This window comes from Georgenia thermotolerans (genome assembly GCF_009193185.1).
Classification (GTDB): Bacteria; Actinomycetota; Actinomycetes; order Actinomycetales; family Actinomycetaceae; genus Georgenia; species Georgenia thermotolerans.
Genome location: NZ_VUKF01000060.1, coordinates 1 through 21013, shown reverse-complemented (window position 1 = coordinate 21013; position 21013 = coordinate 1). Strand labels below are relative to the sequence as shown.

The 21013-nt window shown below is 75.7% G+C and carries 20 protein-coding genes and 1 riboswitch; of the genes, 2 read left to right on the top strand and 18 right to left on the bottom strand.

Going from position 1 to position 21013, the window contains the following annotated elements; translation table 11 throughout:
• From lnt to ribD, 12 genes are all read right to left on the bottom strand, one after another.
• A partial coding sequence (gene lnt, locus GD970_RS19580) for an apolipoprotein N-acyltransferase (protein ID WP_152204581.1) occupies positions 1 to 1618 on the bottom strand: 1618 nt, incomplete at its 3' end.
• 376 nt (positions 1619 to 1994) lie between these two features.
• Complete coding sequence (locus GD970_RS19575) at positions 1995 to 4901, bottom strand: DEAD/DEAH box helicase (RefSeq protein ID WP_152204580.1); 2907 nt, start codon at positions 4899 to 4901, stop codon at positions 1995 to 1997.
• The gene (locus tag GD970_RS19570) at positions 4898 to 6007 is read right to left on the bottom strand and encodes a diacylglycerol/lipid kinase family protein (protein ID WP_152204579.1); all 1110 of its coding nucleotides are present in this window, start codon (positions 6005 to 6007) and stop codon (positions 4898 to 4900) included. The genes GD970_RS19575 and GD970_RS19570 overlap by 4 nt, the downstream gene beginning before the upstream one ends.
• Positions 6004 to 6801, bottom strand: a complete 798-nt coding sequence (tatC, locus tag GD970_RS19565) for a twin-arginine translocase subunit TatC (protein ID WP_226925487.1) — start codon at positions 6799 to 6801, stop codon at positions 6004 to 6006. The genes GD970_RS19570 and tatC overlap by 4 nt, the downstream gene beginning before the upstream one ends.
• Before the next feature lie 3 nt (positions 6802 to 6804).
• The gene (gene tatA, locus GD970_RS19560) at positions 6805 to 7209 is read right to left on the bottom strand and encodes a twin-arginine translocase TatA/TatE family subunit (protein WP_152204578.1); all 405 of its coding nucleotides are present in this window, start codon (positions 7207 to 7209) and stop codon (positions 6805 to 6807) included.
• Between the two features lie 149 nt (positions 7210 to 7358).
• Complete coding sequence (locus GD970_RS19555; RefSeq protein ID WP_152204577.1) at positions 7359 to 7733, bottom strand: hypothetical protein; 375 nt, start codon at positions 7731 to 7733, stop codon at positions 7359 to 7361.
• A gap of 5 nt (positions 7734 to 7738) precedes the next feature.
• Positions 7739 to 8698 carry a helix-turn-helix transcriptional regulator gene (locus GD970_RS22535; RefSeq protein WP_152204576.1) on the bottom strand — a complete coding sequence of 320 codons (960 nt, stop codon included), beginning with the start codon at positions 8696 to 8698 and terminating at the stop codon, positions 7739 to 7741.
• A complete protein-coding gene (locus GD970_RS19545; protein ID WP_226925486.1) occupies positions 8691 to 9707 on the bottom strand; it encodes a helix-turn-helix transcriptional regulator in 1017 nt (338 codons plus the stop codon). Before GD970_RS19545 ends, GD970_RS22535 begins: the two co-directional genes overlap by 8 nt.
• Before the next feature lie 210 nt (positions 9708 to 9917).
• Entirely contained in the window at positions 9918 to 10394 is a 477-nt protein-coding gene (gene ribH, locus GD970_RS19540; RefSeq protein ID WP_152204575.1) for a 6,7-dimethyl-8-ribityllumazine synthase, read from the bottom strand.
• Positions 10391 to 11770, bottom strand: coding sequence for a 3,4-dihydroxy-2-butanone-4-phosphate synthase (ribB, locus tag GD970_RS19535; protein ID WP_152204574.1), 1380 nt, complete (start codon positions 11768 to 11770; stop codon positions 10391 to 10393). The genes ribH and ribB overlap by 4 nt, the downstream gene beginning before the upstream one ends.
• On the bottom strand, positions 11767 to 12369 hold the full coding sequence (locus tag GD970_RS19530; RefSeq protein ID WP_152204573.1) for a riboflavin synthase: 603 nt from the start codon (positions 12367 to 12369) through the stop codon (positions 11767 to 11769). Before GD970_RS19530 ends, ribB begins: the two co-directional genes overlap by 4 nt.
• Positions 12369 to 13442 carry a bifunctional diaminohydroxyphosphoribosylaminopyrimidine deaminase/5-amino-6-(5-phosphoribosylamino)uracil reductase RibD gene (gene ribD, locus GD970_RS19525; RefSeq protein WP_152204572.1) on the bottom strand — a complete coding sequence of 358 codons (1074 nt, stop codon included), beginning with the start codon at positions 13440 to 13442 and terminating at the stop codon, positions 12369 to 12371. The genes GD970_RS19530 and ribD overlap by 1 nt, the downstream gene beginning before the upstream one ends.
• A 93-nt stretch (positions 13443 to 13535) precedes the next feature.
• Positions 13536 to 13669, bottom strand: a riboswitch (FMN riboswitch).
• Between the two features lie 159 nt (positions 13670 to 13828).
• Here ribD and GD970_RS19520 point away from each other — a divergent pair.
• Positions 13829 to 14890 (top strand): ATP-dependent DNA ligase, encoded by a 1062-nt coding sequence (locus GD970_RS19520; protein WP_152204571.1) that lies wholly within the window; start codon positions 13829 to 13831, stop codon positions 14888 to 14890.
• Between the two features lie 32 nt (positions 14891 to 14922).
• Here the strand turns inward: GD970_RS19520 and ligD are convergent, their stop codons facing one another.
• Positions 14923 to 15990 carry a non-homologous end-joining DNA ligase gene (ligD, locus tag GD970_RS19515; RefSeq protein WP_152204570.1) on the bottom strand — a complete coding sequence of 356 codons (1068 nt, stop codon included), beginning with the start codon at positions 15988 to 15990 and terminating at the stop codon, positions 14923 to 14925.
• A gap of 101 nt (positions 15991 to 16091) precedes the next feature.
• Here ligD and GD970_RS19510 point away from each other — a divergent pair, with 101 nt between their 5' ends.
• Entirely contained in the window at positions 16092 to 17312 is a 1221-nt protein-coding gene (locus GD970_RS19510) for a DUF3866 family protein (protein ID WP_211489905.1), read from the top strand.
• Between the two features lie 158 nt (positions 17313 to 17470).
• Here the strand turns inward: GD970_RS19510 and GD970_RS19505 are convergent, their stop codons facing one another.
• The 5 genes from GD970_RS19505 to GD970_RS19485 form a co-directional block, all read right to left on the bottom strand.
• Entirely contained in the window at positions 17471 to 17938 is a 468-nt protein-coding gene (locus GD970_RS19505) for a PH domain-containing protein (protein ID WP_152204569.1), read from the bottom strand.
• Positions 17922 to 18767 (bottom strand): ATP phosphoribosyltransferase, encoded by an 846-nt coding sequence (hisG, locus tag GD970_RS19500; RefSeq protein ID WP_152204568.1) that lies wholly within the window; start codon positions 18765 to 18767, stop codon positions 17922 to 17924. Before hisG ends, GD970_RS19505 begins: the two co-directional genes overlap by 17 nt.
• A gap of 21 nt (positions 18768 to 18788) precedes the next feature.
• Positions 18789 to 19052: a phosphoribosyl-ATP diphosphatase gene (locus GD970_RS19495; RefSeq protein WP_152204567.1), complete on the bottom strand. Its 264-nt coding sequence runs from the start codon at positions 19050 to 19052 to the stop codon at positions 18789 to 18791.
• A 10-nt stretch (positions 19053 to 19062) separates the two neighbouring features.
• On the bottom strand, positions 19063 to 20106 hold the full coding sequence (locus GD970_RS19490) for an ABC transporter substrate-binding protein (protein ID WP_152204566.1): 1044 nt from the start codon (positions 20104 to 20106) through the stop codon (positions 19063 to 19065).
• Positions 20107 to 20206: 100 nt separating this feature from the next.
• Positions 20207 to 21013, bottom strand: an 807-nt coding sequence (locus GD970_RS19485) for an ABC transporter permease (protein WP_319593480.1), incomplete at its 5' end; no start/stop codon positions are given.

Sequence of the window (21013 nt, the reverse complement as noted above, 5' to 3'; positions counted from 1 at the left end):
CGCCCGGGTCGCGCCTGCCCGTCCCGGCGGACCCGCCCCCGCGCGGGCCAGGTGCGCGCCCGGCTGCCGCGCGCACGCCGCGCCGCTCGCGCAGCCAGGTGGCCAGCCCGGCCGCGACGGCAAGGACGGCCAGGGCGCTCGCGGCCAGGGAGGGCCACGGCCCGAGCCGGTCGGCGAGGGTGAGCGAGGTGCGCAGCGGGAGGGTGTCGACCATCTGCGCGGGGGTCCACAGCCCCGTCGACTGCCGCACGACGCCGTTGGGGCTGATGATGCCGCTGACGCCCACGGTGGAGACCTGGACGACGGCGCGGCCGTGCTCGGCGGCGCGGAAGCGGGACATCGCCAGCTGCTGGGTGGACTCCTGGGTGTGCCCGAAGGAGGCATTGTTGGTCGGGATGACGATGAGCTCGCCGCCCGCCCGCACGGAGTCGCGGATGAGGTCGTCGTAGGCGACCTCGAAGCAGATCGCCGTGGTGATGGGGACGGCCCGGCCGAGCCGGGCGACGTCCACCGGCACCAGGGCCGTGCCGGTGCCGGCGGCCATGTCGGTGCCCACGAGGTCGACGGCGGCGGTGAAGCGCCGGAAGAAGTCACGGTAGGGGATGTACTCCCCGAAGGGCACCGGGTGCTGCTTGGTGTAGCTCACCGCGCTGCCTCGGCCCGGCTCCCACAGGATGTAGTCGTTGTAGCGCACGTCGGGCAGGAAGCGCTGGGTGCCGAGCAGGATGGGCGCCCCGACCGCGCGGGCGGCGCCGTCGACCGCGGCGCCGATCCCGGCGTGCGTGCGGGGGTCGATGTCCGAGGCGCTCTCCGGCCAGAGCACGAGGTCCAGCTCCCCCGGCGTCACCGTGCCCAGCAGCGCCTCGGTGCCGGCGGCGTGGTTGGCGGCGACCGCCTCGGCCTGGGACATCGCCTCCGCGCCGCGGGTGGGCACGTCGCCCTGCACCGCGCCCACCCGCAGGGTGCCGGCCTCCGGCCGGGAGCCCAGCGGGAGCAGCCAGGGGGCGAACGTCACGGCGACGACGCCGACGAAGGCCGCGCTCGCCGTCCCGACCCGCAGCCGGCGCGCGTCGACCAGGACGATCGCCAGGAGCGCACCGACGACCACCACCACCGCGCTGACGAGCGGCGTGCCGCCCACCGGGGCCAGCCGCAGCAGCGGGGCGTCGGTCTGGGAGAAGGCCAGCAGGCCCCACGGGAAGCCGCCGAAGGGCCACCGGCCGCGGACCTGCTCGACGGCCACCCAGAGCACCGCCACGACGAGGACCTGCAGCCAGGCACGGTCCCGCAGCCACGCGGCGCGCCGGGCCCACACCCACGCCGCTCCGAAGCAGCCGACCGCCGCCGCCTCCGCCACCGACAGGGCGATCCAGCCGATCGGCTCGCCCACCGCCTCGTTGGCCCACCACAGGTGCGGAAGGAAGAAGCCGATGCCCCAGACGGTGCCGACGAGGAAGGCCCAACGGGCCGAGTCGCGCCGCAGGGCGAGCAGGAGCAGGGCGACGCCCAGGTAGGCCATGGGCCACCAGGACTTGTCGGGGAACGCCGTCTCCGTCGCCAGCCCGCCGACGCCGGCGAGCAGCACGGTCCACCGGCGGGAGGGAGGGGCGGGGCGCACCCGGACAGTCTAGGTGCGCCGCCCACCCGCACAGCGCCAGACCCGCGCACCCTTCGGACCGGATGCCCCGTCTCGCGACGAGGTCAGCCGTTTTCTAACGGGCGCACGGGTCTGGCACTGCTTTCCCGGAACCGGCCGTGCGCAGCGCGGTGCCGCTGCGAAGGCCTGCTCGGCGGGGGTCAGAGCAAGAAACTAGCGTCCCCGGCGGGGTTACGACAAGCACCCGTCCGTCTCGTCTTGGCGGGTCGCGAGGAACGCCACAGGCCACCACCGCGCGCCGGTCCGCCGATCCCCGGCGTGTCGTCGGCGTGTCGCCCCTACGGCCTCCGGAGAGCGGCGGACCACCCGACGAAAGGCACCGGTCACGTCGGCCGGATCACACGTTGGACCAGGCGACCACGCCCCGCCGCACCAGGCCCATCGCCTCGTGCGCCCGCTGCGCCAGCCGGGCGCTGGGGGCGGCCGTGGCCAGCTGGTCGAGGACGTCGAGCACCTGCTTGCACCAGCGCACGAAGTCCCCGGCGCCGAGCTCGGCGGCGCGCAGCGCGTCGGCGAGCGGGGCGCCCGAGGCCCACAGGTGCACCGCCCCGACGAGGCCGAGGTCCACCGGCTCGGTGACCGGCAGGTGGTGCAGCCGCTCGAGCTCGGCCAGCCGCGCGCTGATCGCCGTCGTCTCCCCCAGCGCCTGCCCCACCCGGCCGTGGCGGCCGCCCGGGACGGGGCCGGGGCCGCGCTGCTCGGGGCTGCGGGCCTCGTAGACGGTGGTCGAGACCACGGCGGCGAGCTCGGCCGGGCTGAGCGTGTCCCACACGCCCGCCCGCAGGCACTCGGCCAGCAGCAGGTCCTTCTCGGCGTACAGCCGCGCCAGCCAGCGCCCGTCCTCGGTGACCCGCCACGCCGCGGCCGGCGTGCCCCGCTCCCCCGGCCGCGCCGCGCCGGCGGGCTCCCCGGCCCCCGCCTGTGCGGAGCCGTCGCCGAGGTAGCCCAGCTCGGCGAGCAGGGCGCACACCCGGTCGAAGTCCTCCGCGATGGAGCCGGTGCGGCGCTGAATCTTGGCAAGGAGCTGCTCCTGCTCCTCCTTGGCCCGCTCCCACCGCTGGGCCCACCGGGCGTGCTCCTCCCGGTGGGAGCACCCGTGGCAGGGGTGGGCGCGCAGTCGCTCACGCAGCCGGGACAGCTCGGCGTCGCTGCCGTGCCCACCCGCCCCGCGCCCGGGCCGACCCGGCGCGTCGGCGAGGCGCCCCTCGCTCAGGGCGTTGCGCAGCGAGGACGCCAGGTCGCGGCGCTGGGCGGGGTTGCGCGGGTTGAAGTTCTTCGGCACCCGCACGCTCCCCACGGCGTTCACGCCGTGCGGCACCTCGATGCTGGTCAGGGTGCGCACCTGCCGCTCGTCGGTGAGCACCCGCAGCTCGGGGCCGTCGAAGCCGCCGTCGACGGTCTCCAGGACGACGGCGTGGGCGGTGCGCCGGCCGCGGCTGTACCCGACCACCGTGCCGCGGCGCAGCCCCTCCATCGAGCGGCGGGCCTCGCGCCGGTGGGCCAGGGACCGCTCGCGCGAGAGCGCCCCCTCGCGGTCCTTGATCTGGCGGCGGAGCTCGGCGTACTCGGTGAAGTCGCCGAGGTGGCACTGCATCTGCTCGGCGTACTGCGCCACCGCCTCGGCGTGCTTGCGGGCCTGCCGGGCCATGCCGACGACGCCACGGTCGGCCTGGAACTGGGCGAAAGAGGTCTCGAGCACCTCGCGGGCCTTGTCGTAGGGCAGGGCGCCGAGGAGGTTGACCGCCATGTTGTACGTCGGGTGGAAGGCCGAGCGCAGCGGGTAGGTGCGCCGCGAGGCCAGCCCGGCGACGGCGACCGGGTCGATCTCCTCCGAGTAGAGGACGACGGCGTGGCCCTCGACGTCGATGCCGCGCCGCCCCGCGCGGCCGGTCAGCTGGGTGTACTCCCCGGGTGTGAGCTGGACGTGCGCGCTGCCGTTCCACTTCACGAGGGACTCGAGCACCACCGACCGGGCGGGCATGTTGATGCCCAGGGCGAGGGTCTCGGTGGCGTAGACGACCTTGACGTACCCGGCGGCGAAGAGCTGTTCGACGGTCTCCTTGAACACCGGCAGCAGCCCGGCGTGGTGGGCCGCCACGCCCCGCTCCAGGGCGTTCGCCCACGCGTCGAAGCCGAGAACGGCGAGGTCCTCCGGCGGCACGGCCGCGCACGAAGCCTCGACGACCTCCCGGATGGTGGCGGCCTCGGCCGCCGTGGTGAGCCGGATGCCCGCGGCCACGGTCTGCTGGACGGCGGCCTCGCACCCCGCCCGGGAGAAGATGAAGACGATGGCGGGCAGCAGCGCCTCGCGGTCGAGTCGCTCCACGACGACGGGCCGTAGGGGCGGACGCACCCGCCCGGGGAACCGGGCGACCTCGCGCCCGCCGCCGCGGTGGTGCCGGCTGCCCCGGCCGCCGCGCTGGGCGTTCTTCGGGCCGCGGTCCGGCACGGCCCGGGCGCTACCCGTGCGTTGGGCGCGGCGGATCGCCTCGAGCAGGTCGGGGTTGAGCGGCGGGTCGGCGCGCACGTCGGCGGGGTCGACGTGCGAGGAGTACAGGTCGAACAGCCGGTTGCCCACCATCATGTGCTGCCACAGCGGCACCGGGCGGATCTCGGAGACGATGACCTCGGTGTTGCCGCGCACCATCGTCAGCCACTCGCCGAACTCCTCGGCGTTGGAGACGGTCGCGGAGAGCGAGACGAGCTGGACGGCCGGGTCGAGGTGGATGATGACCTCCTCCCACACCGGCCCGCGGAACCGGTCAGCGAGGTAGTGGACCTCGTCCATGACCACGAAGCCGAGCCCGTCGAGGGTCGGGGAGGACGCGTAGAGCATGTTGCGCAGCACCTCGGTCGTCATGACGACGACGGGCGCGTTGCCGTTGATCGTGGTGTCGCCGGTGAGCAGCCCGACGCTGGCCTTGCCGTGCACGGCGATGAGGTCGAGGTACTTCTGGTTGCTCAGCGCCTTGATGGGCGTGGTGTAGAAGGTCTTGCGCCCGGTGGCCAGGCCGAGGTGGACGGCGAACTCGCCCACCACCGTCTTGCCGGCGCCGGTGGGCGCGGCGACGAGCACGCCGTGCCCGGACTCCACCGCCTCGCAGGCGCGGACCTGGAAGTCGTCGAGCTCGAACTCCAGCCCCCGGCGGAACCGGCCCAGCTCGCTGCGCTCGGCCTGCTGCCGGCGCCGGGCGGCGGCATACCGCTCGGCCGGCGAGCGGGTGTCTTCTGCCGAGGAGGTCATGCCCCGAGCGTACGTGCCACCACCCTGACGGCGCCCGGGTGCAGGTCGCACTGCAGCGGCAGGGCGTCCAGGCGCTCGCCGTCGGCGAACGCCACCGGCGGAGCGGCGCCGAAACGGGCGGCCGGCTCGATGAGGACGCTGCGGGCCCGGCGCACCCGCACCGCCGGGTGGCTGACGTGGGTGCCGCGGTAGAGGCGCGGGAAGACCGCGAGCAGCTCGGTGCGGGTGAGGCCGTCGGCGATGACGACGTCGAGCAGGCCGTCGTCGAGCCGGGCGTCCGGGGCGATGAGCAGGCCGCCGCCGAAGCTGCGGGTGTTGGCCACGGCGACGAGGGTGCCGTCGCCCTCCCAGACCTCCCCGTCCATGGTGACGCGGTAGCCGAAGGGCTCGAACGCGGCGAGCTCGACCATGAGCGCCCGCACGTACCGCCCGGCGCCGGCGGGCCAGGACATCTTGTTGGCGCGGTCGTTGACGGCGGCGTCGATGCCGCAGGAGAGCACCGCCATGTACCAGCGGGCGACCGGGCCGCCGGGGCGGGAGACGGCGACGGCGTCGAGCGCGCGCACCGTGGCCCGGGCCGCTGGGGCGCCGGCGCCACCGGCGGCGGGCATGCCGGCGGCCGCGGCGGGCACACCGGCGGCACGGGCACCGCCGGTCACCGCGTCGGGCGACTGGGAGGCGCCAGCCGTCGGCTCGGACGGCGTACCCTCGATGGAGGCGGGCGGGTCGCCCAGCGCCTCGGCGATGAGGGCGACGGCGGCGTCGACGTCGTGCACGGGCAGGCCCAGGTCGCGGGCGACGTCGTTGCCCGAGCCCACGGCCACGATGGCGAGCGGCACGCCGGTGCCGGCCACGACGTTGACGCCGAGGTGGACCATGCCGTCCCCGCCGACCACCACCAGGGCGTCCAGCCCGCGCACCAGCCCGGCGCGGGCGCGGGCCGCGGCGCTCTCGCCGTCGGGGCCCGACAGGTCGATGGCCTCCAGCCCGGCGCGGGCCAGCCCGGCGGTGACCCGGGCGGCGACCTTCGCGCCCCGGCCCTTGCCCGCCGTCGGGTTGACGACGAGCCCGACCCGGCCGGTGCGCGCGCCGGCGGCGGGGCTCACAGGTCGCTCGCGGCGTCGGCCGCGCGGCGCTTGGCGACCCGCCGGTCGCGCAGGAAGCTGATCCCCACCGCGCCGAAGTACAGGGCGCAGATCGGCGTGGCCATCGCGATCATGGACCACGCGTCCGGCAGCGGGTTGGCGAAGGCGGCGAAAAGGAACGCGCCGAGCACGGCCCAGCGCCAGGCCTTGAGGTAGGTCCGGCCGGAGACGACGCCCAGGAAGTTCAGCCCGACCATGATCACCGGCAGCAGGAACGCGCAGCCGAAGGCCAGGATCACGCGCATGAAGAAGCTGAAGTAGGTGCGCGCGTCCATGAGGTTCAGCGCCATGGTGGGGGTGAAGGAGGTGAGCATCTCCACCGCGTGCGGCAGGATCCACCAGGCCATGGCGCCGCCGGCGACGAAGAGGATCGCGCCGGAGAGGATGAACGACAAGGAGTAGACGCGCTCCATCCGGGTCAGCCCGGGGGTGACGAACATCCACAGCTGACCGATCCACCAGGGGCTGGCGATGAACAGCCCGAGGAAGATCGAGACCTGGATCTTCAGGTCGAACGCCGAGCCGACGGTGCCGAAGTTCAGCGCCGCCTCCCCGCCGCGCTCGGTGATGACCTCCAGCGGGGCGGTCATCGCGCCGAGCAGCGGGTTGTAGAGCAACCAGCCGGCGACGGCCCCGACGATGATGCCGAGGGCGGCCCACATGATGCGTCTGCGCAGCTCGCGCAGGTGGTCGCCCAGGGGCATCCGCCCCTCGGGGTCCTTCTTGCGGGAGCGTGCGCGAGCCTTCGCGCTCACCCGTCAGTGCTGGGGCGTGGGGCCCTGCCCCGGCTGGGGCGGGTTCTGCCCGGCCTGGGAGTCCTGGGCCGGCGGGTAGGCCGCGCCCTGGGCGGGCGGGTAGGGCGTGCCCGGGGCGGGGTAGCCGCCCTGCGGGGGCGGGTAGGCCCCGGCCTGTGGCGCGCCCGACGGCGGGACCTGGCTGCCCGGGTAGGGCGGGTAGGTGGTCTGCGGGGGCTGGCCGCCAGTGGCGGTGTAGGAGGAGGACGTGTCGTCGTCCTCGCGCAGCTCCTTGACCTCCTTCTTGAACACCTTGAGCGACTGGCCGACGCTCTTCGCGATGTCGGGGAGCTTGGAGGCTCCGAAGATCAGCAGGATGACCAGCAGCAGGATGATGATGTGCGAGGGCTGGAGGCCGTTACGGAACATCGTCGGACACACTTCCGTTCGTGAGCGGGGCTAGCCCTACCCTACCCGCCGCAGGTCCCGCCTCTGAGCACCGCTCGGCCGCGTCCTGACGCCGTTATCGACCCGTCACGGGACCGTCACCGGAGGGTCGACGGGCGGCCACCCGGCGTTCACTCGGCGGCGGTGACGGGTGTGCGCTCGGCGGTGGCGGGTGTGCGCCCGGCCACCACGGGCAGGTCCGTCAGCCCGTGCGCGTGCCACCGCGCCCCGGCCCGGGCCAGGCGGGCGCGCCGTCGTCGGGCGCGCTCGTCGGCGATGCGGGCCCGGGCGGCCACCGCGGCGTCGAGGGTGGCCCGGTCCCCGCTCGCGCCGGGCACGTGCGGGGTCATCGGGTCGGGCTCGCCGGGGTCGAGGCGGGCGCCGAGCTCGCCGGCGGCCGCAGCCTCGCGGCCCAGGGCCTTGGCCTGGCGCCACAGCCGCAGCAGGAGGAGGGCGCCGGTGCCGAGGGCGCCGAGCACGAGGACGATCCAGACGAGCCACCACATGGCGGTCAGGATAGGTGTTCGTACGCCGCCAGGGCCGCGCGGGCGCGGGCGGCGACCTCGTGGGCGAGCTCGGGCGGCTCGACGGCGCGCAGCGCCTCGCCGAGGGAGAGGAGCAGGTTGCTCAGCCAGGCCGGGTCCCCGGCCAGCAGCCGCACCCGCAGCCCGCCGTCGGGCAGGTCCTCGACCGCCTCGACCGGAGTGGCCTCGGCCACCCACCGCGCCTGCGGGGCCAGCTCGAGGGTGACCGGGCGCCCGCCCTCCCACGGCTCGTCGCCGTCGAGGTCGGGGTGCGCGGCCGTGGGGACGTCGAGGACGGCGAGGTCGAGGATCCGGTCGAGCCGGAAGGTGCGCGCCCCGCGGGCCCGGTGGCACCAGGCGCGCAGGGACCACGTGGTGCCGTCCGAGCGCAGCTCGACGGGGTCGACGTCGCGCTCGGTGACGACGTCGGCGGCGGAGACGTAGCGTAGGTGCAGCCGGCGTCCCTCCTCCAGCGCCCGGCGGACGGTGGCGAGGGTGCCGGGCGGGACCTCCGTGCGTACCCGGACCTGGACGGCGGCGGCCTGCTCGGCCGCGCCGCCGGTGGCGGCGGTGAGCTTGGCGACGGCGGAGTCGAGCGCCCCGGGCTCGCCGGCCACGCCGGCGCCGGCGAGCTCGCGCAGGGAGCGCAGCGCGACGAGCAGCGACAGCGCCTCGGCGGTGCTCAGCCGCAGCGGGCGGTCCATGCCGCGCGCGTCGGTCAGGGTCAGCTCGCCGTGGTCGAGCGCCTCGGCGGAGAAGTCGATGAGGTCGTCGGGCAGGTATCCCGGCGTGCCAGCGACCCACAGGAGGTTGACGTCGGCGAGCACCTGGGCCTCGGTCGTGCCGAAGTGCGCGGCGACCTCGGGCACCGGGGCGCCGGGGTGGTCGTGCAGGTAGGTCACCAGCGCCAGCAGGCGGGTGACCCGGTCGGCGGTGGTCTCAGCCACGGCGCTCCCCTCCCCCGTCCAGGGCGGCGCGCCCGTCCAGGGCGGCGACGGCGCGCAGGCGGCGCAGCGCCGCCGCGCGCAGCTCCGGCGGGTCCAGCACGAGGACGGCCTCGGCGTAGGTGGCGACCTCCTCGGAGAAGACCTCCAGGTCGGCGTAGGGCACCGCGAGCACGTCCCGGTCGGTGAGGGCGCCGTCGGCGTGGGCGGGGGCCGGCGCCACGGTGCCGCGGGCGCGCAGCGCGGCGGCGCGGCCGGGCAGCACGGCGAGGCGCGCGGTGCCCGAGCGGGGCCGGGCGCGCTCGAGCAGCGCCTCGACGTCGACGTCGGCGGGCACGGCGAACGCGCCGGCCGGTCCGGTGGCCCGGACCTTGCCCGTGATCCGGGACAGCCGGAACGCGCGCGGGGCGCGCCGGTCACGGTCGAGGCCCACGAGGTACCAGCCGCGGTCGCGGCTGAGGATCCGCCACGGCTCGACGGTGCGACGGGCCACCTGGCCGGTGCTCGCCGCCCGGTAGGTGAAGCTCACCGCCCGGCGCGCGTCGATGGCCTCCAGCAGCGGCGCGAAGGCCGCCTCGGGGCCGCGTACCCGCAGCGCCAGCCCGACGTGGGCGTCCGGCTCGGGTGCCGGGCCGACGGCGCGCAGCTTGGTCATGCCCCGGCGGGCGAAGGAGCGCAGCGAGGCGTCCTGCCACAGCTCGGCGGCCAGCGACAGCACGCCGACCTCCTCGGCGGTGAAGGTCACCGGTGGCAGGGTGTAGCCCGCGGTGTCGATCCGGTAGCCGACGTCGTCCTCGTGCACCGGGTCGTGCTCGACGACCAGGGGCACGCCCATCACGCGCAGGAGGTCCTTGTCCCGCTCGAACATCCGCTCGAAGGACTCCTCGCTGGCGGCGTCGGCGTAGCCGTGGACGCGCTCGCGGATCTGCCGCTTGGTCATCCAGCGCTGGGTGTGCGTCAGCGCGATCACCAGGTCGAGCAGCCGTTCGGCCGCCTCCACGCGCTGAGCCACGGGCCCACGCTACCGGGAGTGGCGCCCTCTTCCGGCACCGGCTGTGCCGCCCCGGCGTGTATTCGGTCCCGCGCTGTCCGATGGACGGACCTGGGCACGGACCCGGTTCCGCCCCGGAACCGACCTCCGATCAGGCCCGCGGGGAGGCGTCCGGCCCGGGCGCCCAGGCCGGACGCCCCGGGGCAGACGCCCCGGGCCCACCCCGGCGGCTCACACCGTCACGCGCAGGCCCCGCAGGGCAAGAGCGGTGGCCACGGCGGCCTCGGCGGCCTCGGCGCCCTTGTCCTCGGCCGACCCGGGCAGGCCGGCCCGGTCGAGGGCCTGCTGCTCGTCGTCGGTGGTCAGCACGCCGAACCCGACCGGCACGCCGGTGCTCACGGCGACGTCGGTCAGGCCCGCCGTCGCCGCCTGGCAGACGTAGTCGAAGTGGGGCGTGCCGCCGCGGATGACGACCCCGAGCGCGACGACGGCGTCCGCGCCGGACCGGGCGGCCACGGCGGCGGCGACCGGCAGCTCGAACGAGCCCGGCACGCGCACCACGGTGGGCTCGACGTGGGCGGCCTCCAGGGCGCGCGCCGCGCCGGCCAGCAGCCCGTCCATCACGCGGGTGTGCCACTGCGCGGCGACGACGACGACCCGCAGGCCCGTCCCGTCGACCTCCAGCGTGGGTGCTCCGGCTCCGCTCATCGCTCCTCCTTCTCTCCTGTGCCGCCCTCGTCCAGGGTCGGCAGGTGGTGACCCATGGCCGTCTTCTTGGTCATGAGGTAGTCGTGGTTGTGCGGGCCGAGGCCGACCTCGAGGCCGACGACCTCCGCCACGCGCACCCCGGCGGCCGCCAGGGCGGTGACCTTGTCGGGGTTGTTGGTCAGCAGCCGGACCTCGCCCAGGCCGAGGTCGGCGAGGATCGCGGCCGCGGCGCCGTACTCGCGCCGGTCCGCCGGCCACCCCAGGGCGAGGTTGGCCGCGACGGTGTCCAGCCCGGCGTCCTGCAGGGCGTAGGCGCCGATCTTGTGGAGCAGGCCGATGCCGCGGCCCTCGTGGCCGCCGAGATACACCACCGCCCCGCCGCCCTCGCGCGCCACCCGGTCGAGGGCGGCGCGCAGCTGCGGGCCGCAGTCGCACCGCAGCGAGCCGAGCGCGTCACCGGTGAGGCACTCCGAGTGCACCCGGACCAGCGGGACAGGCGCGCCAGCCGGTCCGGGTCGCGTCGGGGCGCCGGCGGCCGGCGCGGCGAGCAGGGCCAGGTGCTCGGCGCCGGTGCGCAGGTCCCGGTACCCGTGGACGGCGAACGTGCCCGCCGCCGTCGGGAGGCTCGCGGTGCCGGTGTGCTGGACCCGCGCGGGGGCGCTCGCCGCGGGGGCCGCGGCGTGCTCGCGCTCGCGCCGGTGCGCGACCAGGTCCGCGACGCTGAGCAGCACCAGGCCCTCGCGCGCGGCGAGCCGGGCGGCGCCGGGCAGGCGCAGCATCTCGCCGTCGTCGGCGACCAGCTCGGCGATGGCGCCGACCTCCCCCTCGCCGGCCAGCCGGACGAGGTCGACGGCCGCCTCGGTGTGCCCGGGCCGCTCGAGGACGCCGCCCGGCACCGCCCGCAGCGGGAGCACGTGCCCGGGGCGGATGAGGTCGGCCGGGCCGGAGGCGGGGTCGGCGAGCGCGCGCAGGGTGGTGGCGCGGTCGGCGGCGGAGATCCCGGTGGTCACGCCGCGGGCGGCGTCGACGGCGACGGCGTAGGCGGTGCGCCGGGGGTCCTCGGAGCGCGAGACCATCGGCGGCAGGTCGAGGGCGTCGGCGCGGGCGGCGGGCATGGGCGCGCACAGGTAGCCCGAGGAGTGGCGCACCGTCCAGGCCAGCCATTCCGCGCTCGCGGTGCGGGCGGCCAGCACGACGTCGACCTCGTTCTCCCGGCCGGCGTCGTCGGCCACGAGCACGGGGCGGCCCCGCCGCAGGGCGTCGAGCGCGGCGGCCACCCGGGCCTCGCGGGCCGCGCGGCCGGTGGGCAGCGGGTCGCGTCGGTCGGTGCCGGGCTTCCCCAGCGCGTCGGGAACGGTCGCCGTCGCCGGCGTCATCGTGCCGCTCCCGAGGTGGCGAGCAGGCGTTCGACGTACTTGGCCACGACGTCGACCTCGAGGTTGACCCCGCTGCCCGGCGCGAGGGTGCCCAGCGTGGTCGCCGCCAGGGTGGTGGGGATGAGCGAGACGCCGAAGGCGTCGTCGCTCACGTGGGTGACCGTCAGCGACACCCCCTCGACGGCGATCGAGCCCTTCTCCGCCACGTAGCGCGCCAGCTCGGGCGGCAGGGCGATCTCCAGGTCGTCCCAGCGCGGGCCCGGCGTGCGGGAGCGCACGGTGCCCACGCCGTCGACGTGGCCCTGGACGATGTGCCCGCCCAGGCGGGTGTGGGGAGCCACCGCACGTTCGAGGTTGACCGGTGCCCCGGGGGTCAGGCAGCCCAGCGTGGTGCGGTCCAGCGTCTCGGGCATGACGTCGGCGACGAAGCCGTCGGGGCGGGGATCCGTGACGGTGAGGCACACGCCGGCGACGGCGACCGAGTCGCCCGGGGCGAGGTCGGCGGTGACGGTGCTGGCGGCGACGGTGAGCAGAACGGCGCCGTCGACCTCGCGGCGCTCGCGGACCGTGCCCACCTCCTCGACGAGTCCGGTGAACATCAGGCAGCTCCTTGGGTGGTGGGGTGCAGGGACGGGGTGGTGGCGACGAGCAGGAGGTCGGCGCCGAGCCGGTCGGTGCGGCGGGTGCGCCACCGGGCGGCGTCCGCGATGGTGGTGATCCCGAGGTCGCCGACGGCGCCGGGCCCGGCGCCGAGGAGGACGGGCGCGACGTAGGCGTGCAGCTCGTCGACCAGCCCGGCGCGCAGGGCCGCGCTGAGCAGGGTGGGGCCGCCCTCGAGCAGCACCCGCCGCAGCCCGCGGCGGTCCAGCTCGGCCAGGACGGCAACGAGATCGTGGGTGCGCAGGTGCAGCCACTCCCCCGGGCCGCGGCGCACGCGGGCGGCGTCGGGCACCTCACGGTGCCCGACCACGACGCGGAGCGGCTGGTGCGGGGCGGGCCGCCCGTCGGGCGTGCGGGCGGTGAGGGCGGGGTCGTCGGCGCGGACGGTGCCGGTCCCCACGACGATGGCGTCGACCTGGGCGCGCACCGCGTGGGCGTGGGCCCGAGCGTCCGGACCGGTGATCCAGCGGCTGGTGCCGTCCGCGGCGGCCACCCGCCCGTCCAGCGACGTGGCGGTCTTGCCGAGCAGCCATGGCCGGCGCCGGCGCACCGCCGTGGTCCAGCCGTGCAGCAGCTCGTGGGCGCGGGTCACGAGGGCCGGGTCGAGGCCGGCGCGGGCGGCGTCCACGGTGGTGACGCCGTGGTCCGCGAGCCAGGACGCCCCGCCGGCGGCCGCCGGGTGGGGGTCGGCCACCGCGTGGACCACCTCGGCCACCCCCGCCGCGTGCAGCGCCGCCGCGCACGGGGGCGTGCGTCCGGTGTGGCGGCAGGGCTCGAGGGTGACGACGGCGACCGCCCCGGCGAGGCGGTGGCGATGCTCGGCGGGCACGGCGGCCAGCGCGGCCGCCTCGGCGTGCGGGGTGCCGGCGCCGCGGTGCCAGCCCTCGGCGAGGGGCCGGCCGGCGGCGTCGAGGATGACGCAGCCCACCCGCGGGTTGCCGCCGGTGAGCGGGCCGCGCTCGGCGAGATCGAGGGCCCGGTCGAGGGCGGCGTCGAGAAGCCTGCGCTCCATCTGTCTCCTTCCTGGTCGGCACGGCGACCAGGACGAAGGGGTGCACAGGTATGGCCCCGCGGCGCACGGACGATGACGTCCGCGGCCGTAGGGCCACGTGCTGCCTCCCATCCGGACTTTCACCGTCGGTCCTGGAGTTCCACCAGGTCAACCGCTCGTCCTCGCGGACTTACGGGTCGCGGACTGTCACCGCCGGTTCGGAATTACACCGACCCCGGAGCACGTGCTCTACGGCGATGCTGGCACGGGCGGGGCCGGTGAGACAAGCGCGTCCGCGTGGTGGTCCTCGCGGGCGGGGCGGCGGCCGCCGTCGTCCGCCAGGTGGTCACGGCGTGCCGCCTCTACGCTGACGACGGCGCGGCCCCGCGCCGAGGAAGGAGGCCGGAGTGGACCTGCCCGTCATGCCGCCGGTGGCACCGATGCTCGCCAAGGCGGTCAAGGCCGTGCCGGAGGGCGAGTACCTGTACGAGCCGAAGTGGGACGGCTTCCGCGCGATCATCTTCCGCGACGGCGACGAGGTGGAGATCGGCAGCCGCAACGAGCGGCCCTTCACCCGCTACTTCCCCGAGGTGGTCGCCGCCGCCAAGGCCCAGCTGCCGGAGCGGTGCGTCGTGGACGGGGAGATCGTCATCGTCACCGGCGACCGGCTCGACTTCGAGGCCCTGCTCAACCGCATCCACCCCGCCGCCTCCCGGGTGAAGCTGCTCGCCGAGCAGACCCCGGCCAGCTTCGTGGCCTTCGACCTGCTGGCGCTGGGCGAGCGCGACCTGCGCGGCGCGCCGCTGACGGAGCGGCGGGCCGCCCTGGAGGAGGCGCTCGCCGGCGCGCAGCCGCCGGTGCACCTCACCCGGGCCACCCGTTCCCTGGACACCGCGCGCGAGTGGCTCGACGTGTTCGAGGGCGCCGGGCTGGACGGGGTGGTGAGCAAGCCGCTCGAGGGCACCTACCGGCCGGACGTGCGCGCCATGCTCAAGACCAAGCACGAGCGCACCGCCGACTGCGTCGTCGCGGGCTTCCGCTGGCACAAGAACGGGCCGGTCATCGGCTCCCTGCTGCTGGGGCTGTACGACGACGGCGGCCGCCTGCAGCACGTGGGGGTGGTGGCGTCCTTCCCGATGAAGCGGCGCGCCGAGCTCGTCGAGGAGCTGGCCCCGCTGCGCATGGAGGACGCGGCCGGGCACCCGTGGCAGGAGTGGGCCGAGGCCGAGGCGCACGAGGGCGCCCGGCTGCCCGGCGCGCAGAGCCGGTGGAACGCGGGCAAGGACCTCTCCTGGGTGCCGCTGCGGCCCGAGCGTGTCGTCGAGGTGGCCTACGACCACATGGAGGGCACGCGGTTCCGGCACACCGCGCAGTTCCGGCGCTGGCGGCCCGACCGGGAGCCGGCGTCGTGCACCTTCGAGCAGATCGAGGTGCCGGTGTGCTACGACCTGGCCGACGTGCTGGACTGACGGGCGCGGCCGGCCTCGCCGGGCGGTGTCGCTCAGTCCGCGCCGGCGTCGTCGCGCCGGGCGCGGCTGGGCTGCACGCGGCGCGGCTCGCCGGGCATCTTGGGGTACTCCGGCGGGTAGGGCAGGTCCTCGTGGCCCTCGCGCTCGTCGCGCTCGTACCACTCCAGCAGCGGGGTCAGGTCGTGGGCGACGTCGTCGATCGCGGCGTGCAGGTCCCCGCGCTCGGCGAAGCGGGCCGGCATGGTCAGCACGGTGAGGTCGCGCGGGTCGACGTCGGGCAGCTCCGCCCACGTCACGGGCGCGGAGACCGGGGCGTGCGGCAGGGGCCGGACGCTGTAGGCGCTGGCGATGGTGCGGTCGCGGGCGTTCTGGTTGTAGTCGACGAAGATCTGCTCCCCGCGCTCCTCCTTCCACCACTTCGTCGTCACCTTGCCCGGCAGGCGCCGCTCGAGCTCGCGGCCGAAGGCGATGGCGGCGTGGCGCACGTCCGTGAACGTCCACCGCGGCTCGATCCGCACGTAGATGTGCACGCCCCGGTTGCCCGACGTCTTGGGGAAGCCCACCCAGCCGAGCTCGTCGAGCAGGGCGTGGGCCTCGTGGGCGACGGCGACGGCGTGGCCGAAGTCGGTGCCGGGCTGGGGGTCGAGGTCGATGCGCAGCTCGTCGGGGTGGTCAACGTCCGTCCGGCGCACCGGCCAGGGGTGGAAGGTGATGGTGCCGAGGTTGGCGGCCCAGGCGATCGCGGCGAGGTCGGTGGGGCACAGCTCGTCGGCGGTGCGGCCGCTGGGGAAGGTGATGGTGGTCGTGGGGATCCAGTCCGGCGCGGAGTCGGGGATGCGCTTCTGGTAGAACGCGTCGCCGCGCGGGTCGGCGCGGGTGGCACGCTTGACACCCTCCCGCACGCCGCCGGGCCAGCGCTCGAGGGTGACGGGGCGCTCGCGCAGCGCCCGCAGGATGCCGTCGCCGACGCTGAGGTAGTACTCGACGAGCTGGCGCTTGGTGATGCCCGGCTCCGCGAAGTAGACCTTGTCGGGGTTGGTCACCTTCACGCTGCGTCCGGCCACGTCCAGCTCGATCGACGGCGTCTTCGTGGGCGACATGGCGGCACGCTATCGCGCTGGGTGGCGTCCGGCCCGGCGGATGGCGCCGGGCCTCCCCCGGCTTCGCGGGACCCGCGGGCCCGCCCGGTACGGTGACCGACGTGATGATGTGGCGTGACGGCGTGGTGCTGGGACTGGGGCGGGCGTGGGACGGGGCGGTCGAGCTCGACGTCGAGATTCGCGGCGGGGCGCCGGCCGACCCTTCCGCGGGAACGCACGCTGCGCCGTCGGCCCCCTCCGCCCAGACTCCGCCCCTGCCCGCCGGGACGCGGGTGCGCGCGCTGGCCTACCCCGAGCTGGTCGGCCGGCCCGCACCGGGTGACCGGGTCACGCTGACCACCGCGGCGCTCGCCCGCGGGCTCGGCACCGGCGGCTACGCCATGGTCGTCGCACTCCCCGACCGGCTCCCGGCCGACCCGGCCCCGGCGCCGGGACACCTGGTCAAGGCGCGCTACACCCCGCTGCAGACGATGCTGCTCGGCGCCGACGAGCAGGAGTCGGCGCACCACGAGCTCCTGCGCGACGCCGACGATCTGGGCGGCATGCCCGTGGTCGTGGCCGACCTGCACTCGGCGCTGCCGGCCGTCGTCGCCGGCATCCGCGCCGTCGCGCCCACCCTGCGCGTCGCCTACGTCATGACCGACGGCGGCGCGCTGCCGGCGTGGTTCTCCCGCACTCTCGCGGGCCTGCGCTCGGCCGGCTGGCTGGCCGGCTCGGTGACCGTGGGGCAGGCGTTCGGCGGCGACCTCGAGGCGGTGAGCCTGCACTCGGGCCTGCTCGCGGCCCGCCTGGTGCTCGGCGCCGACGTCGCCGTCGTGGCGCAGGGGCCGGGCAACCTCGGCACCGGGACCCGGTGGGGCTTCTCCGGCACGGTGTGCGGGGACGCGGTCAACGCCGTGGCCACCCTCGGTGGGGCGCCGGTCGCCTCGCTGCGCGTCTCGGGCGCCGACCCGCGCGAGCGGCACCTCGGGGTCTCGCACCACTCCCTCACCGCCTACGGGCGGGTGGCGCTCGCGTCCGCGGACGTGGTGGTGCCGCGCTTCGACGCCGGCACCGACCTCGAGGCGGCGCTGCCGGCCGGGCTCGAGGAGCGCGTGCGCACCCAGGCGTCCTCGCTCGCCGCCCCGGCGGGGCGCCACCGGCTGGTCGAGGTCTCCACGGCGGGCCTGGCCGAGGCGCTCGCGGACACGCCGGTGGGGCTGTCCACCATGGGCCGCGGGCTGGCGCAGGACCCGGCCGCCTTCCTCGCGGCCGCCGTCGCCGGCGTGCACGCGGCCCGGCTCGCCGGTCCTGCGGACGGCGGGTCGCCGTCCGCCCGATGAGGCGGCCGGGTGGCGGTGATGAGGTGTCCCGCGCCGGTCGCGATGCGTCGGCGCGAAGATGACGCCTCACGACCTAGTTGACGCCTCACGACCTAGTTGACGCCTCACGACCTAGTTGACGCCTCACGACCTAGTTGACGTCTCGCGGTGAGAGGGGGCTAGGGGCGCGGCTCGTGCAGGGCGACGAGCGTCGCCAGGCGGCGGGACTCCTCGACCGCGCGGGCGCCGTCGGCGCGCTGGATGGCCATGACGGCGAGGGTGTCGCCGTCGGAGAGGTCCAGCTGCACCCAGGGGCTGCCCGCCCCGAAGCTCACGCCCACGATCTCGGCCCACTCGACCGAGCGTGTGTAGATGAAGTTGCGCACCGTCAGGCCGCGCTCGTCGGGCACGGCCCGCACCGCGCCCTGGCGCCACAGGAGCCACAGGACCCCCAGCGCGAACAGTCCCGTGCCCACCTCGTCGGCGGGCCCGAAGGCGAAGCCGGGGATCTGCGGCACCAGGATCATGATCAGGGCCGCGCCGACGGCGGTGAGCACCCCGAGCACCACGCTGACCCGGCGGGCCGCCCGGGGACGGAAGGTCCGGTGGAGCTCCTCAGCGGTGGTCACGTCAGAGGCGGCAGGCATGGATGGAGGTGACCAGGATCGCCCGGGCGCCGACGTCGTACAGCTCGTCCATCACCTGGTTCGTCGACTCCTTGCGCACCATCGCCCGCACCGCGACCCACTCGCCGTTCTGCAGCGGCGCCACCGTGGGCGACTCCAGGCCGGGGGTGATGCGCATGGCGTCGTCCATGTGCGCGACCGGCACGTCGTAGTCCATGAGGACGTACTGACGGGCCACGAGCACCCCGTGCAGCCGGCGGTCGAGGGTGTGCACGCCCGGCGCCGCCTCCCGGTCGGCCGGGCGGATGAGCACCGCCTCGGACTGCAGGATCGGCTCCCCGAAGGTCTCCAGCCCGGCCGCGCGCAGCGTGGTCCCGGTCTCGACGACGTCGGCCACGAGGTCGGCCACGCCGAGCTGGACAGAGGACTCCACGGCGCCGTCGAGGTGGACGACCTTGGCGTCGATCCCCCGCTCGGCGAGGTAGTCGGCCACGAGGACGTCGTAGCTGGTGGCCACCCGCTTGCCGTTGACCTGCTCGAGGGAGGTGATCTGCCCGGTGGGCGCGGCGAAGCGGAAGGTCGAGCGGGCGAAGCCGAGGGGGCGGTGCTCGACCGCCTCCGCGTGGGAGTCCAGGAGCAGGTCGCGGCCGGTGATGCCGGCGTCGACGGTGCCGGCGCCGACGTAGACGGCGATGTCCCGCGGGCGCAGGAAGAAGAACTCCACGTCGTTGGCGGGGTCGGCGAGGACCAGCTCGCGGCTGTTGCGCAGCGAGCGGTAGCCCGCCTCGGCGAGCATCTGGGCGGCGGGCTCGGACAGGGAGCCCTTGTTGGGAACGGCGATGCGCAGCACGGTGCTCTTTCGGGTCGGGGCTCAGAGGTGGCGGTAGACGTCGTCGAGCGTGAGCCCGCGAGCGATCATCATGACCTGCAGGTGGTAGAGGAGCTGGCTGATCTCCTCGGCGGCGGCCTCGTCGCTCTCGTGCTCGGCGGCCATCCACACCTCCGCCGCCTCCTCGACCACCTTCTTGCCGATGGCATGGATGCCGGCATCCAGCTCCGCGACGGTCCCGGACCCCTCGGGACGGGTGGCTGCCTTGTGCTGCAGCTCGGCGAAGAGCTGGTCGAAGGATTTCACGGCCCTCACCTTAGTTGGTGGCGCCGGTCAGGAACTCGTCCGTCCAGGCCTGCGCCGGGTCGACCTGCCCCTGGAGCAGCTTGCGGTCGGCCATGAAGGTGGCCATCGCGGCCCAGGTGTCGGCGTTCTGCGCGCCCGGCGTGCCGCCCGCCTCGTACAGCGGGATGGTGGCCTCGAGGGTCGCCAGGGCCGCCTTCTGCCGGTCCGGGCGGGTCAGGTCCGGAACGTAGGCGGCCGAGGTCTTCACCGCGGCCTCGGGGTCGGCGGCGACGTCCTTCACCCCGCGCAGGGTCGCCTGGACGACGGCGCGCACGTCCTCGGGCCGGTCGGCGGCGGTGGCGTCGAGCACCCCGAGGCCGATGCCGACGAGGGGCAACCCGCCGGGCCCGTCGGGGATCTCGATGGTGCGCACCTTCGTGCCGGCGGTGGCGAAGTTCACCGCGTCGTTGTTGACGAAGCCCATGACGGCGTCGACGTGGCCGGCGGTCAGCGCCGCCTGCTGGGTGAAGCCGATGTGCTGGACGTCGACGTCGGCCTCGGTCAGCCCGGCGGCGTCGAGCATGGCGAGCAGGCCGAAGTAGGTCTCCCCGAACGGGCCGGGGATGCCGATCTTCTTGCCCCGCAGGTCCGCCGCGCTCTGGATCGGGGAGTCCTCGGGCACGATGAGCACCACCGGGTACTGCTGGTAGAGGGTGGCGACGTCCTTGAGCGGCACCCCCTGGGAGCGCGCCTGGAGCATCTCGTCCCCGCCGGCGACGACAACGTCCTCCTCCCCCGCGCCGACCGCGGTGAACAGCCCCTCGCTCTGGCCGTGGTGACGCAGCGTGACGTCGACGCCGGCGTCCTTGTAGTAGCCCTTCTCCTCCGCGACGTAGAAGGGCGCGAACTGGATGTCCGGGACGTAGGTCAGGCCCACGGTCATGTGGTCCGTGCCCGCCGACGACCCGGTGGTGCCCGACGGCGACGCGCCGGTCCCGGACGGTCCGGCGCAGGCGGCGAGCAGCAGGCCGGCGGCGAGGGCACCGGCGGTGAGGGCGCGGCGGGTGAGGGACATTGAGGAGCTCCTGATCGGTAGGGGAAGGCGGAACTGTTGGTGCGCGTGCGGGGACAGTGCGGGCCGGTGGGCCGGCGGTAGGCGCCGGCCGGGGCCGCGCTCAGCGGCGGGCGAGACGGCGTTCGACGGCGGTGAGCAGCCCGTAGATCGTCATGGCCAGCGCGCACAGCACCACCAGGGCCGCGAACAGGCCGGTGGTGTCGGCGGACTGGCCGTGGATGGACAGCAAGGTGCCCAGGCCGTTGCCGCCCATGACGAACTCGCCGACCACCGCGCCGGTCACGGACAGCGTGAAGCCGTTGCGGACGCCGGTGAGCACGCTGGGCAGGGCCAGCGGGGCGGCGATGTGCCGCAGCAGCTGCCAGCCGCCGGCGCCGTCGAGCCGGGCGGCGTCGACGACGTCGCGGTCCAGGGTGCGCAGGCCGTGCACGGTGGCCAGGAGGATCGGGAAGAAGACCAGCAGGCCGCACAGGACCGTGATGGGGACCAGCCCGTAGCCGACCCAGATGACCAGCAGCGGGGCGATGGCCACGGCGGGGATGGCCTGGGAGGCCGCGATGTACGGGGACAGGGCGGCGTCGGCCACGCGGCTGCGGAAGACGAGGTAGCCCAGGGGCAGGGCGACGACGGCGCCCAGGGCGCAGCCGGCCGCCGCCTCGACGAGGGTGGGGCGCACGTAGGTCAGCAGGGTGCCGCCGAGGAGGTCCTCCCAGAGCCGCTGGGCGATCGCGGAGGGCGCCGGCAGGAAGAAGGGGTCGATCGTGCCGGCGGCGGTGGCGCCCTGCCACAGGGCGAGCACGACGACGCCGAGGGCGAGGGCGGCGGCCCAGGGGCGGGCCAGCGGGTCGGCGCGGCGGCGGGGGTGGGCGCGCGCGGGCGGCGGCGCGGTTGGCAGACCGGCGTCGGC

Coding starts and splice junctions, on each gene's coding strand:
- ribB (WP_152204574.1), bottom strand. CDS start 11,770: ATGACGCCGGCGACGGCGACCGTTCCCGACGCGCTGGGGAAGCCCGGC.
- ribD (WP_152204572.1), bottom strand. CDS start 13,442: ATGGAGCGCAGGCTTCTCGACGCCGCCCTCGACCGGGCCCTCGATCTC.
- ligD (WP_152204570.1), bottom strand. CDS start 15,990: ATGTCGCCCACGAAGACGCCGTCGATCGAGCTGGACGTGGCCGGACGC.
- GD970_RS19530 (WP_152204573.1), bottom strand. CDS start 12,369: ATGTTCACCGGACTCGTCGAGGAGGTGGGCACGGTCCGCGAGCGCCGC.
- ribH (WP_152204575.1), bottom strand. CDS start 10,394: ATGAGCGGAGCCGGAGCACCCACGCTGGAGGTCGACGGGACGGGCCTG.
- GD970_RS19490 (WP_152204566.1), bottom strand. CDS start 20,106: ATGTCCCTCACCCGCCGCGCCCTCACCGCCGGTGCCCTCGCCGCCGGC.
- tatA (WP_152204578.1), bottom strand. CDS start 7,209: ATGTTCCGTAACGGCCTCCAGCCCTCGCACATCATCATCCTGCTGCTG.
- GD970_RS19575 (WP_152204580.1), bottom strand. CDS start 4,901: ATGACCTCCTCGGCAGAAGACACCCGCTCGCCGGCCGAGCGGTATGCC.
- GD970_RS19505 (WP_152204569.1), bottom strand. CDS start 17,938: ATGCCTGCCGCCTCTGACGTGACCACCGCTGAGGAGCTCCACCGGACC.
- GD970_RS19555 (WP_152204577.1), bottom strand. CDS start 7,733: ATGTGGTGGCTCGTCTGGATCGTCCTCGTGCTCGGCGCCCTCGGCACC.